The organism is Herbiconiux aconitum, assembly GCF_024979235.1.
Taxonomy (GTDB): Bacteria; Actinomycetota; Actinomycetes; order Actinomycetales; family Microbacteriaceae; genus Herbiconiux; species Herbiconiux aconitum.
In genome coordinates this window covers 2,165,946-2,180,743 of sequence record NZ_JANLCM010000001.1, presented here as the reverse complement: position 1 = coordinate 2,180,743, position 14,798 = coordinate 2,165,946, and the positions used below count along the sequence as shown (strand labels likewise).

Annotated in this window: 13 protein-coding genes; 4 read left to right on the top strand and 9 right to left on the bottom strand. The window is 69.5% G+C overall.

Translation table 11 applies throughout. The features are described from left to right. The first annotated feature begins 8 nt into the window (after positions 1-8). Together N1027_RS10360 and N1027_RS10355 are read left to right on the top strand one after the other, a co-directional pair. Positions 9-581 (top strand): CoA-binding protein, encoded by a 573-nt coding sequence (locus N1027_RS10360; RefSeq protein WP_259507492.1) that lies wholly within the window; start codon positions 9-11, stop codon positions 579-581. 109 nt (positions 582-690) lie between these two features. Further along, the gene (locus N1027_RS10355) at positions 691-4,170 is read left to right on the top strand and encodes an AfsR/SARP family transcriptional regulator (RefSeq protein WP_259507491.1); all 3,480 of its coding nucleotides are present in this window, start codon (positions 691-693) and stop codon (positions 4,168-4,170) included. Here N1027_RS10355 and N1027_RS10350 read toward each other — a convergent pair. Both N1027_RS10350 and N1027_RS10345 read right to left on the bottom strand, forming a co-directional pair. Beyond that, a complete protein-coding gene (locus N1027_RS10350; RefSeq protein ID WP_259507490.1) occupies positions 4,167-4,982 on the bottom strand; it encodes an ABC transporter permease in 816 nt (271 codons plus the stop codon). The two genes, N1027_RS10355 and N1027_RS10350, sit on opposite strands and share 4 nt — an antisense overlap. Beyond that, a complete protein-coding gene (locus N1027_RS10345) occupies positions 4,979-6,001 on the bottom strand; it encodes an ATP-binding cassette domain-containing protein (RefSeq protein ID WP_259507488.1) in 1,023 nt (340 codons plus the stop codon). The genes N1027_RS10350 and N1027_RS10345 overlap by 4 nt, the downstream gene beginning before the upstream one ends. A 217-nt stretch (positions 6,002-6,218) precedes the next feature. Between N1027_RS10345 and N1027_RS10340 the strand changes: the two genes are divergently transcribed. Then, entirely contained in the window at positions 6,219-7,136 is a 918-nt protein-coding gene (locus N1027_RS10340; protein ID WP_259507486.1) for a sulfurtransferase, read from the top strand. A gap of 64 nt (positions 7,137-7,200) precedes the next feature. Here N1027_RS10340 and N1027_RS10335 read toward each other — a convergent pair whose 3' ends face one another. The 3 genes from N1027_RS10335 to N1027_RS10325 all read right to left on the bottom strand — a co-directional run bounded on the left by N1027_RS10335 (position 7,201) and on the right by N1027_RS10325 (position 10,909). Continuing rightward, the gene (locus tag N1027_RS10335; protein ID WP_259507484.1) at positions 7,201-9,441 is read right to left on the bottom strand and encodes a thioredoxin domain-containing protein; all 2,241 of its coding nucleotides are present in this window, start codon (positions 9,439-9,441) and stop codon (positions 7,201-7,203) included. Between the two features lie 97 nt (positions 9,442-9,538). Further along, a complete protein-coding gene (locus N1027_RS20120) occupies positions 9,539-10,258 on the bottom strand; it encodes a DUF1684 domain-containing protein (protein WP_259507483.1) in 720 nt (239 codons plus the stop codon). 9 nt (positions 10,259-10,267) lie between these two features. Beyond that, positions 10,268-10,909 carry a TetR/AcrR family transcriptional regulator gene (locus N1027_RS10325; protein WP_259507481.1) on the bottom strand — a complete coding sequence of 214 codons (642 nt, stop codon included), beginning with the start codon at positions 10,907-10,909 and terminating at the stop codon, positions 10,268-10,270. Positions 10,910-10,999: 90 nt separating this feature from the next. Between N1027_RS10325 and N1027_RS10320 the strand changes: the two genes are divergently transcribed. Next, on the top strand, positions 11,000-11,851 hold the full coding sequence (locus N1027_RS10320) for an alpha/beta fold hydrolase (protein WP_259507480.1): 852 nt from the start codon (positions 11,000-11,002) through the stop codon (positions 11,849-11,851). 68 nt (positions 11,852-11,919) lie between these two features. Here N1027_RS10320 and N1027_RS10315 read toward each other — a convergent pair whose 3' ends face one another. Genes N1027_RS10315 through N1027_RS10300 form a run of 4 tightly spaced genes read right to left on the bottom strand, consistent with a single transcriptional unit; the run spans position 11,920 to position 14,744 of the window. Further along, entirely contained in the window at positions 11,920-12,672 is a 753-nt protein-coding gene (locus N1027_RS10315; RefSeq protein WP_259507478.1) for an ABC transporter permease, read from the bottom strand. Then, on the bottom strand, positions 12,672-13,784 hold the full coding sequence (locus N1027_RS10310) for an ABC transporter ATP-binding protein (RefSeq protein ID WP_259507476.1): 1,113 nt from the start codon (positions 13,782-13,784) through the stop codon (positions 12,672-12,674). The genes N1027_RS10315 and N1027_RS10310 overlap by 1 nt, the downstream gene beginning before the upstream one ends. Beyond that, complete coding sequence (locus tag N1027_RS10305) at positions 13,781-14,077, bottom strand: transcriptional regulator (RefSeq protein WP_259507474.1); 297 nt, start codon at positions 14,075-14,077, stop codon at positions 13,781-13,783. The genes N1027_RS10310 and N1027_RS10305 overlap by 4 nt, the downstream gene beginning before the upstream one ends. Beyond that, on the bottom strand, positions 14,070-14,744 hold the full coding sequence (locus N1027_RS10300; protein WP_259507473.1) for a hypothetical protein: 675 nt from the start codon (positions 14,742-14,744) through the stop codon (positions 14,070-14,072). The genes N1027_RS10305 and N1027_RS10300 overlap by 8 nt, the downstream gene beginning before the upstream one ends. Positions 14,745-14,798 lie beyond the last annotated feature (54 nt).

The following is a 14,798-nucleotide window of genomic DNA, read 5'->3' as shown; positions in this document are numbered from 1 at the left end:
GAGGAATCATGACCACCACCGAACTCGTCGCAACCCAGCTGACCAACGGTCTCACCTGCGAGCTGCCCGCCGATTCTCCGCTCGCGAAGCTGCTGAAATCGCAGCGCACCTGGGTGGGCCCATCGGCGAAGGAGCGTCTGCGCATTCTTCGCAACGCCAAATCGGTCGCGATCGTCGGAGCTTCACCCAACCCGGCCCGGTCGAGCTACTTCGTGGGCACCTATCTTCAGCAGTCGAGCGACTTCCGGGTCTACTTCGTCAACCCGAACGCCGACGAGATCCTGGGCCAGAAGGCGTACCCCGATCTTGCCTCGCTGCCCGAAGTTCCCGACATCGTCGACGTGTTCCGGCGCGCCAGCGACATCCCCGCGGTCATCGACGATGTGCTCGCCGTCGGGGCTCCCACGGTGTGGGTGCAGCTCGGCATCTGGAACCAGGAGGCCGCGGAGTACGGCGAGTCGAAGGGTTTGACCGTCGTGATGGACCGCTGCATCAAGATCGAACACGCCCGTTTCCACGGCGGCCTGCACCTTCTCGGTTTCGACACCGGGCAGATCTCGGCACGCAAGATCATCCGCTAGCCGCCGGCGAGCCGGAACCGAAGCCGACCTCCGCGGCGGGAGCGCCGCCAGCAGTGGGAGCGCCGGGGGTTCCGGGGCGCGAGCGCGCCGACGAACTAGGCTTGCGCGAGTGAGCGAGCGTTCGGCTGCGGAGGGCCCACCATCCGTGCGAGTGGCGGTGCTCGGCGCGGTCGCGGTTCGCGCCGAATCCGGCGGAGCCGTCGAACCCGCCGGCCACCGCGCCAAGGCCCTGCTCACCGCCCTCGCCCTGGCCGCGCCCCACCCCCTCTCGGCCGACCGGCTCGTCGACGACGTCTGGGAAGACCAACCGCCGCGCGGAGCCCGCGCCGCGCTGCAGACCCAGGTCTCGCGCATCCGTTCCGCCCTCGGCGACGACGTGATCGAATCGCTGCCGTCGGGCTACCGATTGACGGCGTCGACAGACGACATCGATCTCACACTCGCCGAGAGCCTGCTTCTCGCCGCTCGAGCGCACCTCGCCGAGAATCGCGCGGCAGAAGCGCTCGCCGTCGCTCGGTCGGCGATCTCCCTCTGGCGCGGCGACCCGGGAGCCGACCTCGACTCCGCGGTGCTGGCCTCCGCCCTGTCGGAGCGGGCGGACCGCGCACTCGACGGCCTGGAGACGGTGGTCGCCTCGGCCGCCCTCGCCCTCGGCGACGCCATTGCCGCCGAGGAGCTCGCGCGGCGGCTGTGCCTGAGATCCCCTTTCGATGACAGCGCGCACTTCCTGGAGATGCGGGCACTTGACGCCCTGGGGCGCTCGACCGAGGCGGTCGCCCTTTACGCGACCTTCCGGGCACGCGTGCAGGACGCATTCGGAACCAGCCCTGCGCTCGAGTTGCAAGCGCTCAACCTCGAGTTGCTCGCGCGCGACGACGTGCGGCCCAACTCCCCCGCCGCAGGCCCCGCGGTCGAGAGTCACGAGCAGGCAGCAGCAACAGCAACGACAACGACAACCGCAGCGACAACGACAACGGCGGCGGCGGCGGCGGCAAGCGCAACGACACCACGCCGCGCGGCGATGGCCCGCGGCATCCGCGCCGCACCCAACGCTCTGATCGGGCGCGACGACGCCCTCATCGAGATCGAGCATCTGCTCGCCACCTCGCGGGTGACCACCGTTCTGGGCCCAGGCGGTCTCGGCAAGACCCGGGTCGCACACGAGCTCGCCGCGCGGGCGCTCAGCCGTTTCGGTGCGGTCATCGTGGTCGAGCTGGCGAGTGTGCGTAGCACCGACGACGTCGTCTTCGCCCTCGCCTCGGCGCTCGGCATCCGCGAGGTCGCGTCGAGCAAGCGGATCGGCGACCGGGTGGTGCGTGACGACCTGCGCGGCCGCATCGTGGCGCGCCTGGCCGACGCCCCCACCCTCCTCGTGCTCGACAACTGCGAGCACATCATCGACGCGGCGGCCGAGTGGAGCTCCGACCTCACGGCCGAACTGCCCGACCTCACCATCCTCACCACCAGTCGCACCCCGCTCGCGATCTCGAGCGAGCGCGTCTTCGCCCTCGCCCCTCTCGGCGCATCCTCGATCACGGCCGGTGAACGAGCATCCGCTCAGGGCGCGACGGCGCGCGACTCCCCCGCAAGCCCTCGCACACGCCCCGAGGACGACGCCGCCGTGCGTCTCTTCGTCGACCGCGCCACTGCCGCTCGCCCGGGCGCCGCGCTCCCCCTCGACGCAGTCGCCCGCCTCTGCGCTCGTCTCGACGGACTTCCGCTCGCCATCGAACTGGCGGCGGCCCGCATCCGGTCGATGCCGATCGACGAGATCGAGCGCCGCCTCTCGAACCGCTTCGCCTTGCTCTCCGGGGGTGACCGCGCTGCACCCGAGCGCCACCGCACCCTGCTCGCGGTGATCGAGTGGAGCTGGAACCTGCTCGACGCCGCCGAGCAGCGAGCGCTCTCGCGTCTCTCCGAATTCGCCGACGGGTTCAGCGCCGAGGCCGCCCAGGCGGTCGTAGGCTGCGCGATCGACGACGTGCCCGACCTGCTCGACGGCCTGGTCGCCCAATCGCTCGTGATGATGCGCGAAACGGATGCCGGGGTGCGCTATCGCATGCTCGAGACGGTGCGCGAGTTCGGCCAACTGCAACTCGACGCCGCGGGCACGCGCGAGGAGGTGCGCGACGCCGTCTTCGAGTGGGCCGACCAGTTCGCGCGCGACCTGCACCGGCGCACCGACGGCGCTGAGCAGGTCGCGACCTTCGCGCGCGTGGCTGTCGAGGAGGACAACCTCATCGACGTGCTCCGCCGCGCGATCGACGCCGACCGAGCCGAAGTCGTCACCTCCGTCTTCGCCCTGCTCGGCTACTACTGGTCGTTGAGGAGCGCGCACAGCGAGGTGCTCGCCTTCGGCAAACCGGTCTTCGAGAGCATCCGGGAGTACGAGCCGGAGCCCGAGCGGGTCGACCTGCTGGTGGCCGTGCTCCTCGTCATCAGCATGACCACGATGATCACCGAGCTGCGTTTCGCCGTGCGTCCGAGGTCGCGGCTGCGAAAGGTCGTGCGGACACGGGCCGTGCTAGACCCTCGCCTCAGAGCGATGTCGTCACTGATCCTCAACGCCGGAAACACCGAACGCGCCGCCGAGAAGATTCAGGATGCGATCGCCTCCGACGACCGGGGCACGGCCCTCCTCGGCGCCCTGATCGGCAGCGTCGCCGCCGAGAACGAAGGGCAGCGGGAGGTCGCGGTCACCCTCGCCCGCAGTGCGGTCCGCATCGCGGACTCCCTCGGTGACACCTGGGGCGGCGCGATGGCCGGCCAGATGCTGGGCGCGTTGCACAGTCAGAGCGCCGAACCGGAGGAGGCTCTGCGCTGGGCACGGAGGGCGCGGGTCGGGCTGTCGAAGCTCGGCGCGACCGAGGACATCCGTCAAATCGAATGGACGATCGCCACCAACGACATCGCCGTCGGCAACCTCGACGAAGCGACCGAACTCTTCGACCGGCTGATCGACACACCGGGTCAGGCCGACGGTATCGAGGTGGCGTCGATCGGCTTGGCCGGCCAGGCCGAGGTGCTCCGGGCTCGCGGACGGGTCGAGGAGGCCCGCGAGTTGCTGGTGAAGGCACTGCGGAGTTTCGATGTTCCGCGCTCGCGCGCGTCGCCGTGGTTCCGCATCGTGATGTCGTCGATGCTCTCCTCGTTGGTGATCGACGACACCGGATCGACCGAGGAACGACGGCTGCTGGCCCGGCGACTGCGCTCGCGCACGCTCGGGAGTCTTCGCACGCCCCTCGGCATCATCGATCGCCCGGTTCTCGGCGCGTCGGTGATCGGGCTCGCCGTATGGGCGGAGGACAGCGGAACGGTCGACCCGCGCGTCGGGCTCGAGCTGCTCGCTCTCGCCGAATCGATGGGCGCCCGGCAAGACCCGCCGGCTCTGCACCTGCGCCCGCTGTTCGAACGGTTCGGTCGCCGCTTTTCGGCCGATGAGATCGCCGGAGTGCGGAGCGCCGTGGCCGAGTTGCCGCACGAGGAACGGCCCGAGCGCGTCGCAGAACTCCTGCGAGCGCCCGGGCCGTGGTCGTGGGCGTGGGGCCGGCAATCGCCAGGCGCGCAAGCGCCCAGCTGGCCTGCTTAAGCCTTCTTCATGTAGGCCCGCACTGTCAGCGGCGCGAAGATCGCGACGATCACCGCGGCCCCGAGCAGCGACAGCCAGGCATCCACCGTCCAGGCCCCGGTGTTGGCGAGGTCTCGCACGGCGGTCACCAGGTGGGAGACCGGGTTGATGTTCACGAACCATTGCAGGAACGGAGGCATCGTGTCGGGGTTGACGAACGCGTTCGACAGGAACGTGAGCGGGAACAGCACGAGGAACGAGATGCCCTGCACGCTCGACGCGCTGCGGGCGATGACGCCGAAGAACGCGAAGATCCAGCTGATCGCCCAGGAGCTCACGATGACGAGCAGTCCGGCAAGAATCACGTTGCCGATGCCGCCTTCGGGCCGATAGCCCAAGATGAAGCCCATCACGAAGGTGAGCGTGGTGGCGATCGCATACCGCACGGTGTCGGCGAGGAGGGCGCCCGCAAGGGGCGCGATCCGCGCGATCGGCAACGACTTGAAGCGGTCGAACACGCCCTTGTCCATGTCTTCCCGCAATTGCACGCCGGTGACGACGGATGTCGTGATGACGGTCTGCACGAGGATGCCGGGGATGAGGGTGGGCAGGTAGTCCTGCACGCTGCCGGCGATCGCTCCACCGAAGATGTAGCTGAACATCAGGGTGAAGATGATCGGCTGCAGTGTCACGTCGATCAGCTGTTCGGGCGTGCGCCGGATCTTGAGCAGCCCTCGCCAGGCCATGCTGAACGAGTTCTGCACCGTCTGACCGAAGCTGACGTGGTTCTTGAGGGTGCGGTTGACCCCCGGGGTGATGGTGAGCGTGCTCATCGCGCATCCTCCAGTTCGCGTTCGGGGTTGTCGGACGCCGCGGCCGCAGCCGCGTCGGCCTCCTCTTCCTCAGTGGCCGAGTGGCCGGTGAGGGCGAGGAAGACCTCGTCGAGCGTGGGTTGCTGCACCGACAACTCGGCCACCGCGATGTTCTCCTGACGCAGTCGCAGCAACAGGTCGGTGACGGTGTCGGGGTCGGTCATCGGCGCCGTGATGCGGCCGGCCTCGGGCGAGAGCACCGATTCCACGCCGAGCACGTCGAGGATGGCGAGGCGCGCACGCTCGAGGTTCGCGGCATCCGCGAGTTTGAGCAGCAGCGACGACGACCCGACCGAGCCCTTCAGCTCGTCGGCGGTGCCCTCGGCCACGACGATGCCGCGGTCGATGACGGCGATGCGGTCGGCCAGCTGGTCGGCCTCGTCGAGGTACTGCGTGGTGAGCAGAACGGTCGATCCGGTCGCCACCAGGCGACGGATGGTGTCCCACATCTGAGCGCGCGTGCGCGGGTCGAGGCCCGTGGTCGGCTCGTCGAGGAAGATCAGAGGTGGCTGCGAGATGAGGCTCGCGGCGAGGTCGAGGCGACGGCGCATGCCTCCGGAGAAGTTCTTCAGGGGGCGCTTGGCCGCTTCGGTCAGTCCGAACTCCTCGAGCAGTTCGGCCGACTTACGCCGCGAATCGGCGCGGCTCAGCCCGTTCAGACGCGAGAAGAGCACGAGGTTCTCGGTGGCGCTCAGCGTTTCGTCGACACTCGCGTACTGCCCGGTCACCCCGATCAGCTGCCGCACGATCTGCGGTTCGCGACGGATGTCGTGACCGAAGATCGTGGCGTCGCCGCCGTCGGGCTTGAGCAGCGTGGCGAGCATCCGGATCGTCGTCGTCTTGCCGGCGCCGTTCGGGCCGAGCACTCCGTACACCGTTCCGGTGCGCACGCTCAGGTCGACGCCGTCGACCGCCCTGTTGTGGCCGAACACCTTGACGAGTCCGTGTGCTTCGACCGCCCATTCCGTTGAATTCGGCATTCGATCTCCTTTCGATCGTTGTCGTGTTGCACGTTCTCTCCGAGTGTGAAGGGGCCCGCTTACCGGGCGCTTACACGCCGCTGTCGTGGGGTGTCAGCAGGATGTAAGCGGGCGGCGGAACCGGATGCGCGCCACAGCGCCGACACACCGTTACGTTCTCGTTACTCTCTATTGCAATCCTCAGGGTGCGGCCTGCCGGAGCCAATACCGTGGACACGTGACCGCAACCGACAGCCCTCGCCTCTCGCCCCTGCTGGCGTCGCCCCTCGTGTCGACGCAGTGGCTGGCCGACCACCTCGGCTCGGAGGGGCTCGTCGTGCTCGACGCGAGCGTGCTGTCGATTTCGTCACCCGCCGGGTTCGGCCCCGCGAACTCCTGGCTGAGCGGGCTCGACGAGTACCTCCTCGCCGGGCACGTCCCGGGCGCCGTCTTCGCCGACCTGCTCGAGGTCTTTTCCGACCCCGCGGGGTCGTTCGGATTCGCCCGCCCCTCAGTCGAGCGGTTCGAGGAGGCCGCGACATCCGTCGGCGTCGACAACGACACGACCGTCGTGGTCTACGACACCGCGGCCGGGCAGTGGGCCGCGCGCGTGTGGTGGCTGTTCCGAGCCTTCGGCTACGACCGGGTGGCGGTGCTCGATGGCGGCTACGCCAAATGGATCGCCGAGGAGCGCCCGGTCGAGACCGGCAACGTGCTTCCGCGGTCGGGTGCGATGTTCGCCGCGGTCGAGCGGCCCGGGCTCTGGGCGTCGAAGGCCGACGTCGAGGCGATCGTGGCGGGCTCGACGGATGCGCCGGCCACGCTGGTGTTCGCCGGCCCGCCGAGCGACTTCACCGGCGCGACGTCGCCCCGTGCCCGCGCCGGGCACATCCCGGGCAGTGTGAGCGTACCGGCCGGGCGTCTCGTCGACCGTTCGACCAAAGCGTTTCTGAAGGGCGATGCGCTGCGCGAGAAGCTTTCGCCCGTGCTGGCCGGCGACCGCTCGCGGGTGGTGACCTATTGCGGCTCGGGCATCGCGGCGGCCTCCACGGCGCTGGCGCTGACCGTGCTGGGAGAGGGGTCGGTCGCCGTCTACGACGGCTCACTCAACGAGTGGTCGGCCGACCCCGACGCTCCCCTCGAGACCACGGTCTGAGTGCTCCGACTTCTTGCCACCAACGGCTCTTCATCTCGGATCTAGGGCCGAGAGCGGCGAGAAATCAGGCGCGGAGGGCCGAGGCGGAGGTCACCGGAAGGCGGCAGACGAAATCGAAGCAGCGATAGGCCGTCGGATGCCCGTCGCGCGTGCCGCGATCGGCGAACAGCTCGAAGCCGGCCTCGGCGAGCATCCGCGCCTCCGCAACTGTGGCGACGGCGACGACACCCGCTCCCGACCACATGCGCACCGCTGCTCGGAGGCCGTCGGCCTGCATCGCGGCGTCGTGGTCGGTGTCGTCCACGGCGGCGGACGCCGAGCTGACAGCATCCGGTTCGATCAACACCAGCTGCTCCGCGGGGCGGGCCAGACGCGCCAGCAGTTCGAGGGTGGCACCGAACGAGATCGGCCGGGCCGTCGCCTCCGCCGCCAACGGCGCGAGGGCGGCGAGTGCCGCCTCGCGATAACGCGATTCGGCGGTGAGCGTGTGCAGCAGCAGAGCGGCGGATGCGGTGGCACTGGTTCCGGAAGGATACGCGCCTTCCGAGGGGTCCAGTTCCACCGCGAGCCCTTGCGCGCGGAGCACCCGGTCGCCGCCGCCCGGCGCCCGGAAGATGGTGGGGGTTGCACCGGCGGGCGCAGGTTCCTCGGCCGGCGACGCGCCTCCGGCTCCGCCGTTCCTCGGCGCCGCGTCACTCCCCGCCGCGCCCAGCATGGCGTCCATCGCCGCGCGGCCCGGCACCGCGTCCAGCACGTCATCGTCCAGCACGGCATCGACGAGCATCCGCCCCACCATCGCGTAACGCACCGACCCCGTCACCGCGGCGAGCCTGAGGAGGCCCTCGGCAAGCATCCCGTAATCCTCGAGCGTGGCCGCCGCGGTCGACACCCGACCGTCGATCGACGCCCGAACGAGGTGCATCCCCGTCGCGACGCCCGCCGCCGCCCCGCCGCCGCCCGCGTCCGCACCCGCAGTCGCCGGCACGCCGCCGTGAGCACCCGCGTCCGCACGAGCGTCCGCACCGGCAGTCCCCTGCACGCCGCCGTCAGCCCCCGCATCCGCGTCCGCACCCGCCCGCACGCCGCCGCGAGCATCCGCACCCCCGTCCGCGCCCGCCTCCCCGCCGACGTGCGCCTCGATGAGGTAGTCGGCCGCGTGCTCGGCCGCCATCGCCCAGTCCTCGCGACCGAACACCAGTGAAGCGCGGGCGAGCGCCCCGATCGCGAGGCCGTTCCACCCCGAGAGCACCTTCTGATCGAGCGCCGGCGGCACCTGCTGCAAGCGGCCGGCCGCGTCGAGCCCGTAGTAGCCTCCCTCGACCCGCGCGCCGTCGACCGTGCTCTCCGAGTCCTGGGCCGAGGCGAATCCGCCCGATGGCAATTGCATCACCTCGAGCAGGAACCGCGCGATTCCCTCGGCCGCCGTGCGCGCCCAGGGCAACCCGGCGTCACGAGCCCACACCGCGGTGTACGCGTCGAGCAGCAGGGCGTTGTCGTAGAGCATCCGCTCGTAGTGCGGGTCTGTCCAGTCCCGCCGGGTGGAGTACCGAAAGAATCCGCCCTCCACCGCATCCCGCAGCTCCGATCCAGCCATGGCCTCGAGCGTGCGGATGGCCAAGGCGGTCGACGCGGGGGTGCCCGCCTCGAGCAGAAACCGCAGCACGGGCGCCACCGGGAATTTGGGAGCCCCGCCGAAACCGCCGTACTGCTGATCCTCGTACTGCCCGAGCTCGGCGACGATCGCCTCGAACGGAATCGTCGCCGGATCGAACCCGTCGACACCGGAACGGTCGGCCAAGGCCTCTTGCCCGACAGCGAGAGCGGTGGCGACCTGTTCGGCCGAGAGCAGCACATCGGCGTTGCGGGTGGTCCAGGCATCCGTCACCGCCTCGAGCACCTGCCGGAACGACGGATGCCCCTGCAGCGGTGTCGGCGGAGAATACGTTCCGCCGTAGAACGCCTTGCCCTCGGGAGTGACGAACACGTTGAGCGGCCAGCCGAGATCCTGGGTGAAGGCCCCCGCGGCCGCGAGGTAGACGGTGTCGACTTCCGGATGCTCCTCCCGGTCGACCTTGATGGCCACGAAGTGCTCGTTGAGGTAGGCAGCCAGAACCGGGTCGCTGAACGACTCGCGAGCCATCACGTGGCACCAGTGGCAGGTGGAGTATCCGATCGACACCAGCACCGGCACTTTTCGGCTGCGCGCGGCGGCGAACGCCTCCTCACCCCAAGGGAACCAGTCGACCGGGTTCTCGGCGTGGGAGCGCAGATACGGGCTGATCGCGTGGGCCAGGCGATTCGTCATGCGTCAAGCCTCCCACTCGGCACCGCGCGCCCCTAGGCCCGGCCGGAGAAAGCTGCGCGAGCTTTTCCCATGGTGCGACGGCCATCCGCGATGCGGCCTATCGGGTCACGACGTTCTTCTCGCCGGCGCGGATCGGCAGCGACAACCGATTCTGCGCGGGCGGCAGCGCGCAGACGTAGAAGTCGGCGAAGACGCACGGCGGAAGGTAGGCGCGGTTGAAATCGACCTCGATCTCGTTCGAGCCGGGCTGCCCGTGCAGCCGGAGGAAGCGGAATCGGTAGGTCTCGCCGCCGCTCGTCGCATCCGAGAACACCACCTGCATGCTGTGGCGCGATCCGGTTGCCACGAATTCCACCTGCTGGCCGCCGATCTCGAGCGACACCGTTCCGGCCAGCGCCTCGTTCTCGACGTAGCCGTCGATCTCCTCCACCGCGAGGGTCTCGCCCTCCGAGGCGGGCGAGAATCGGCCCAGCACCACCCATGCCTCGTCGGGCATATAGGAATCCACATCAACGACGGATGCGCGGGTCGGGGCATCCGGATCGAGCACCCGCAGCGCCACCTGATCGTCACGGCGGAAGTGCCGCAGCACGCGGCCCCCGACGAGAACCTCGCCGCCCTGCTCGATGGTGAAGTCGTCGCCCACGATGTCGGCTCCGTCGAGATACCACTCACCCTCGATTCCCTCGAGCCGTTGCGGATCGGGCGAGAGCCAATGCGTGGCCACCAACGAAGCGAGACCGTGCGGCCCGGTGATGGTGCGCAGCCGCGCTGTGTGCCAGGTCTGCCAGGACTCGTCGAACTCGTGTTGCGTCACCCGACGAGCCTACGCCGGGATCGCGGCCCCCCTGCCATAGGCGGCGAGGAAGACACGCGTCGCTTCGGCGCAGTGCCGGCGGATGGACTCGGGGTCGCGGGGCACGTCGTCGCCGAGCAGCATCGCTTCGTTGATCGGGGACATCACGAGCCAATTGAAGAACGACGCGGCGGTGCGCGGGTCGGTGTCACGCATCCAGCCCTTCTCGATGAAATCGCTGAAGGCCGTGGTGAGTGCAGTCATCGACCTCATCGGGCCGGCCCGCCAGAGCGCCTGCCCGAGGTCGGGGAAGCGCCCGACTTCGCCGATCACGAGGCGTCGCAATTGCAGGATGCGCGCATCGAGCACCACGCCGAGCTGCCGTCGCCCGAACTCCTCGAGAAAACCGCCCACGCCGCCGGCCGAGCGCGGCAGGGGCATCTCCTCGTGCACGCCGTCGCCTGCGCCCCGCGTCATCGAGGTGACGAGGTCGACGAACAGAGCCTCCTTGCTGCCGAAATGCTTGTAGACGGTCTGCTTCGACACCTGCGAGAGTGTGGCCAGTTCATCCATGTTCGCGCCGCGGAAGCCGTCGCGCAGAAAGATCTGCTCGGCGGCCGCGAGGATCGCTTCGTGCTTGCGCTGCGAGCTCGGTCGCGAGATATCGCTCATCCGGCACTCCCTCTTGACTCTCAGTACTGGCCAGTCTACTTTGTTCGCAACGGAACTGGACAGTCCAGTCTATAAACTTCGGAGGAAGCAATGACCGAGTACACCACAACGGCTCGCGGCGACCGCGTCGCCTACGACCTGCGAGGCTCCGGGCCGGCCATCGTCTTCGTGGCCGGGGCGGGTCCCTTCCGCGCCATCGACCCCTGGACCACCGAGACCGCCGAGCGCGCCGCCGACCTCGGCCTCGCCACGCTGGTCTTCGACCGCCTCGGCCGCGGCGAGAGCGAAGCCGACGGGGTGCTCGATCTCGACCGGGAACTGGATGCGCTGCGCGCGGTCATCGAGGTCGCCGGCGGCGCCGCGGTGCTCTGCGGGCACAGTTCTGGATGCTCGATCTCGCTCCACGCGGCGGCGGTCGGGCTCCCTGTCACGGGGCTCGCGCTCTGGGAGGCTCCGCTCGCGGGCGATGCAACCCAGACGCGTGCGTGGTCGAACGAGGTGGAGCGTCTGATCGACGCCGGCGACTTCCCCGGCGCGCTCAGCCAGTACATGAAGGACATGCCGCCGGAGTGGCTGGACGAGATGAAGGCCACGCCCGAGTGGGAGTACATCGCCGCAGGTGTGCGGAGCAACCGGGCCGACGGGCAGTCGATGGTGTGGGCGACGGCGGCGCTCGAGGCGGCCGAGGCGAACGGGGCGGCCGAGACGAACGGGGCCGAGGGGCGGGGTGTTGCTGGTGCGCTCGCAGGCATCCGCGTGCCCGTACTGGCGATGTACGGGCTCGAGACGTTTCCCGAGATGCCGGTGGCGGCGGAGCGGATCGCCGCCGCGATCCCCGGAACGGTCGTGAAGGCCGTCCCCGGCGCGGAGCACTCCTGGGAGCCCGCGCCCATGGCCCACGAGCTCGCCGCTTTCGTGAAGGCTGTGGCCGCCCGCGTGTGACCCGCAACTCATCGCGCCTCGCCAAAATCCGCCCCAGAATCGATGTGGAAGGGCGGATTTTGGCGAGGTCAGCGGAAGCGGCGGCCCTCGTCGCGACGGAAGAGCACGAGCGCCAGCACCAGCGTCACGGCGGTCCAGACCGCCCACCCCAGCACGGCCCACCCCGGCAGCTCGCCGCCCTGCACCGCCCACACCACGATCTCGCGGGCCGAGCGGGACGGCAGGAACATCGAGAGCGTGTTCAACCAGTCGGCGAACAGGATCGGCGGCAGAAACAGCCCGCCACCGAACGCCAACCCGAACATCAGCACCTGCACCACCGCGATCGCCGCCTTCTGCGGCAAGGCGTACCCCACGCAGATGCCCATCAGCATGAACGGCAGTGACGAGATCGCGAGCGCCACGAACCCCGCGAGCACGTTCGGCAACGGAGCGGATGCGGCCGTGAACAGCCCACCCACGACGATCACCGGGATGATCGACACCAGCGCCATCAACCCGGTCGAGAAGATGTGCGCGAGCACCCGCGAGATGCCGGGGGCGGGCAGGGTGCGGAGATACGGGTCCCAGGCCTTCTCCCGGTTCTCGGCGATGCCGAGCCCGAAGCTGAACAGTCCGTTGGCCAGCACCGCGAACACGCTCAGCGAGATGATGGCCTGGGTCGCGTAGAGCGGGTCGTCGGCCACCACGCGCTGCGGCACCACGAAGAACAACAGCGACAGCACCGGGAAGACGAGCGAACCGATGATGGCGATCGGGATGCGCGAGGTCTCGATGAGCGAATACTTCGCGTGCACGAAGGTGAGCCGGGCGACGCTCATCACGCCACCTCCTTCCGCGTGGGTGCGGTGGTCGTGGTCGATGACGGATGCCGGGTGGAGTGCCGGCTCGGGTGGCGGTCGGACTCGACGGGTGCGCCGGGTGGCGCCTCGTCGACGGCGGCGTCCGTGTCGGCCGCATCGGCAGCATCGGTGTCGGAGTGGGTGAGCGTGAGAAACGCCTCCTCCAGCGTCGCCCCGCGGATGCGCAGCCGCTGGAACGGAACACCCTCACGCACCAGCGCCGTCACGAAGGCATCGGAGTCGGTGACCGAGAATGTCGGCTCCCCCCTCTCGTCGAATTCGGTGCGCACCACGCCGGGCAGCTGCTCGACCACGCCGAGCACGCTCGCCGCACCCCGCGCATCCGAAGCCATAGCACTGCTCGCCGCACCCGCCCCGCCCCGCGCATCCTGAGCCCCGGCCGCAGGCAACGCCAGCGAAACCCTCGTCACCCCCACCTGCGCCAGCACCCGGCCGAGGTCGTCGTCGGCGAGCACACGCCCGCCGTCGATCACCACGACGCGTTCGGCGAGCGCCTCGATCTCCTCCAGGTAATGGCTCGTGACCACCACGGTCGTGCCCGAAGCGTGTTCGCGGCGCAACGCGTTCCACAGGGTGCGGCGCGCATCGACGTCGAGCCCCGTGGTCGGCTCGTCGAGCAGCACCAGCTGCGGCCGCCCCACGAACGCGAGCGCCACGCTCAACCGCCGCTTCTGGCCGCCCGAGAGCGACCCCACCTGCCGTCGCAGCAGGTCGTCGAACCCGAACCGCGAGGCGAGGGTGGCGGTCGGCACCCGGTCGGGGAAGTGCGCGCCCACGAAGTCCACCACCTCGCCCACCCGCAGCGGGTCGGGCAACGCGGTCTCCTGCGGGGTGCAGCCGAGCCGGATGCGGGTGCGGGCGTCGCGGGGCGAGCTTCCGAAGAGCGTCACGGTTCCGGCATCCGGAGCCCGCAGTCCTTGGAGGAGCGACAGCAACGTGCTCTTTCCGGCGCCGTTCGGACCGAGAAGTCCCACGATCGAGCCGCTCTCGATGTCGAGGGAGACGTCGTCGAGGGCGGTCACGGCGCCGAAGCGGCGGGTGACGTTTTCGAGTGAGGCCAAGGTGGTCATGATCGCCCTCCCAGGAGGTCGCGGAGTGATTCGGTGTAGTCCTCGAAGGCACGGCGACCGCGCCGGGTGAGGGAGATGTAGGTCACGGGCGTGCGCGCCTCGTGCGTCTTCGCCACCTCGACGTAGCCCGGGTCTTCGAGCTTGCGGAGGTGCGTGGAGAGGTTGCCGGCCGTCATGTCGAGCAGCTCCTGCAGCCGCGGGAAGGTGATGGCCTCCTCCGGGTCGAGGGTGGCGAGGGCCGACACGATGCGCAGCCTTGCCTGCGCGTGGATCACCGGATCGAGCTCAGACATGTCCGGCCGCCTTGCGCCGAAGGCGCGCCGTGTACACCGCGACGATCACCGACATCACGAGCAGCGACCCACCGCCCGCGATCGCGAGGAAGAGGTAGTGGTTCGGGTAGCCGAAGAACGGCGCGATCACCGCGATCAGCACGATCCACCCACCGAGGAACACCATCGGCTTGGCCTGGTAGAGCGAGGCCGAGAAGAGGAACAGGATGCCCGTCATCATCACGTAGGCCACCGGGTAGAAGATCGCGACGAGATCGCCGGTCATGCCGTTGAACTGCAGGCCGGAGGCGAACAGCCACACGGCCACCATGCTCACCGACCAGGTGACGCCGTAGACGGTGCCCTGGAAGGATGCCGCGGCGCTCGGCCGCACCCCTCGGCTGCTGCGCACGCCGAGCACGATCGAGATCACGATGGCCACCGTCACGATCGCGGCGAAGGCGATGGCGGCGACCGGCAGCGGGATGGAGAACGCGGGCTTCGCGCCGTCGATCAGCCAGAGGAGCACGAAGCCGACGCTCCAGGCGATGCCCCACGCCAGTTCGATCACCCACACGAACGCCGACTGCTGGTATTGCACGCTTTGCTGCTGACGGTTCAGCAGTGCGAGGGCGGCAGCGGGGTCGAGCACCTCGTCGGGTGCATCCGTTCGGTTCTCGTCATCCATGGCGACCTCCTGAAGTTTGCGTCGCAAAGTTCTTTGCGTATGTACTTTGTAGCG